Source organism: Bartonella sp. CL100XZDX, from assembly GCF_042195375.1.
Lineage (GTDB): Bacteria > Pseudomonadota > Alphaproteobacteria > Rhizobiales > Rhizobiaceae > Bartonella.
In genome coordinates, this window is the sequence record NZ_JBHIOH010000063.1 from 1 (window position 1) to 2053 (window position 2053).

Sequence of the window (2053 nt, forward strand, 5' to 3'; positions counted from 1 at the left end):
GAATTGTCAAGTAATAAAAATTACTTTTTGCTAAGAAAACGTTTCACATACTGTACAGTGTACATATTGAAATTGTTATTTCTCAATGAGTTAAGTGTACAATGTACAGTTGATTTGAAAATTCTGTCGCTAGCGATAGTTCGCGCTCGTCTGCCCCGCAACGAAGCCAACCCGCTGGGAAGTACCTTTTGCATTGATTTTATTGTATTTTTTCTGGAAAAAACCAAAGCGCAAATGATAATCTGCTTTAAAAATTACAATTAAAGTGAGTAGCGTGTTGACATAGCTTAAGAACATTATTTAGCTTTCTTATTGGCGGCATATTCTTGACGAGCAAGTTGGTACTGTATGTTGGCAATTAATCTTTCATTGGCTTTTTTTACAATAGTACTTGCAATCTCTGGCTTGGACATTACCCCAGCAATTGAGGGTCCTTTTTGTTTTGCAATGGGGAATTGATCTCCATCGGCTCTTTGAAACACATTCCCATTCAGCTTTTTTAATTCAACGCGCTTTGGAAAACTCCCACCTTTGATAAAAGCATGGGGTAAGATTTCTTTCTTTCCAAACAGTGTGTATGTTACGCCGCGTTTTGTTTCTTGTGCTTTAAAAAATTTAAGAGGTATCGGTGTTCCAGAACCAATGATATCTGTCTCGAGAAGCTTTGCTGTAGCCTTTTCTTTAATATAAACACCTTTTTTGACACGCTTTGATTGGGCAGATGTAACATCGGCAATTTGTTTTTCTGCAAAGCGTTCGACTTGTTTTGCTGCAGTGTTTAGAGCATTACGCAGAGCCCAATTAAGGCGAGGGGCTTGAAGGCTTGTGAAGGTATCCTTCACCTGTTGAAGATACCATTTTTGGTGGATGATTAACTTCAACTTCTAAGCCTTTTTTGGGGTAGGTGACTTGGAAGCTTTAGATGCTTTTGGCTGTTCGAGTGGAATTTCCTCTGTCACTGGTTCAGACGATGTTTGTACGGCTTCTTGTTCTATCTGTTTAATTTGTTCAATTGCCTTATCTGTTTTTGCTGTTGTCTTGACGTCAACAAAAAGTTTTGCAGCATTGGCGCGCTTGAGACGTGCGTAGACTTGATTAGAAACTTCAACAAATGGATTATTGGGTGTTGATGGTTCAAAGCGAACAGTGCTTTTATTGTCTCCAACAACACACATTGGCTTAGTGATGACAGCTTTCATCATTGCTCCTTTTGCGTCATAATTAATGACATCATTAGTCAATTATTGATTTTTGTTATTTGAAAAATAGATTAGTCAGAATTCCCCAGAAAACAGGGCTTTCTAGCCACGTTTCAAGTTCACATTTTGCTGAATTTTTGGGGATATTTTTGAATTTTAGACACAATACAACTAGTGCAGTACTGTCATTAAATACGATTTTTTACACTATGTCAACAAAAAAATCATGATCTTGTATTTTTTTTTATTTTTTACCTAAATATGCTGCTTTACAAACAAATGATGCAAATATTCCGTTCCCAAAAATCGTTTATACGTTAAAGCATTTACCATTTATTTTTTGGATAAAAATACTTCTGGAGAGCATTTAGAGCAATACGCAAAGAACTAACAAGATGTGGTAATGTTTTGTTTTCTATAACAAGATGTTGTATCGCGGCATAAAGATTATACTGTCTATAGAGGTGTTGTGCTTCTTTGATAGCCTCTTGCATGTTTGAAAACTGTTCTGTTGCAAATTTAATCCATTTTTCTTTTGCTGTCTCATCAGAAGATGAGGGCATTTTATCATAAACAGCACTTGGCAAACCTTTTGCACACGAATAGTCATTTTTCACTTCAAGATATTTTTGCGCAGCATCATATTGGTCTTGATTTATTTCGCCTTGCAAATAAAGCCGCCCAATATAGGTACTGGAAAGTGGATTTTTAGCCTCTTCTATGGTCAAACAGAAGCGTTTGGCACGCATTTCAATTGCCAATTTATCCATGGGTTCATGCGGTGTTTTTGCTCGTGAGATGCGTCCATTTGGTTCTCTGATACACCCTTTAATCCGAGGACGACCACGTTTTGC

At 37.0% G+C, this 2053-nt stretch carries 3 protein-coding genes; all 3 read right to left on the bottom strand.

Annotation, left to right across the window (positions count from 1 at the left end):
- Positions 1-296 precede the first annotated feature (296 nt).
- Positions 297-881 carry a hypothetical protein gene (locus ACFILU_RS06870; protein WP_375675351.1) on the bottom strand — a complete coding sequence of 195 codons (585 nt, stop codon included), beginning with the start codon at positions 879-881 and terminating at the stop codon, positions 297-299.
- 3 nt (positions 882-884) lie between these two features.
- The gene (locus tag ACFILU_RS06875) at positions 885-1199 is read right to left on the bottom strand and encodes a hypothetical protein (RefSeq protein WP_273790330.1); all 315 of its coding nucleotides are present in this window, start codon (positions 1197-1199) and stop codon (positions 885-887) included.
- 326 nt (positions 1200-1525) lie between these two features.
- The coding region (locus ACFILU_RS06880; RefSeq protein ID WP_375675353.1) for a hypothetical protein at positions 1526-2053 on the bottom strand (528 nt) is incomplete at its 5' end.

Excerpts from the sequence above, each read along its gene's own strand:
- ACFILU_RS06875 (WP_273790330.1), bottom strand. The coding sequence starts at position 1,199 with ATGAAAGCTGTCATCACTAAGCCAATGTGTGTTGTTGGAGACAATAAA.